This is a genomic window from Frankia sp. AgKG'84/4, from assembly GCF_023242965.2.
Lineage (GTDB): Bacteria > Actinomycetota > Actinomycetes > Frankiales > Frankiaceae > Frankia.
In genome coordinates this window covers 1-685 of the sequence record NZ_JALKFU020000640.1, presented here as the reverse complement: position 1 = coordinate 685, position 685 = coordinate 1, and the positions used below count along the sequence as shown (strand labels likewise).

The window sequence follows — 685 nt, the reverse complement described above, 5'->3', positions numbered from 1 at the left end:
GGCCAGGACAAAGTGAAGGCGAATCTGAAGGTTTTCATTGAGGCCGCGAAAATGCGTGAGGAAACCCTTGATCATGTCTTATTATACGGCCCCCCTGGTCTTGGGAAAACAACACTTGCAGTCGTCATCGCAAATGAAATGGACGTCAATGTAAGGACAACATCGGGGCCTGCCATCGAACGTCCCGGGGACCTCGCTGCAATACTCAGTGCACTGGAGCCGGGCGATGTGCTGTTCATCGATGAAATCCATAGGCTGCCCCGGACTGTTGAAGAAGTTCTGTACCCGGCGATGGAGGATTTTTGCCTGGATATCGTGATCGGCAAAGGGCCTTCCGCGCGTTCGGTGCGGATTGATTTGCCGCCGTTTACGCTTGTCGGCGCCACAACCAGGGCGGGCGCTTTGTCTGCCCCGTTAAGAGACCGTTTCGGTGTCCTCAGCCGGCTCGAATATTATACAGAAGAGCAATTAACACAAATAATCGTCCGTACTGCCGAAATCATGGCTACAGAAATGGACGGACAGGCGGCTGATGAGATCGCAAGAAGGTCCAGGGGGACACCTAGGATTGCGAACAGGCTCCTCCGAAGAGTCCGGGATTTCGCCCAGGTCAGGGGTGATGGCACCATTACCATCGAGCTTGCAGACTATGCGCTTGAATTAATGCAGGTAGACAGTTTAGGAC

1 protein-coding gene is annotated in these 685 nt (G+C 53.7%); it reads left to right on the top strand.

Going from position 1 to position 685, the window contains the following annotated elements; all coding sequences use genetic code 11:
- Positions 1 to 12: 12 nt before the first annotated feature.
- A partial coding sequence (ruvB, locus tag MXD58_RS31760) for a Holliday junction branch migration DNA helicase RuvB (RefSeq protein WP_250610009.1) occupies positions 13 to 685 on the top strand: 673 nt, incomplete at its 3' end.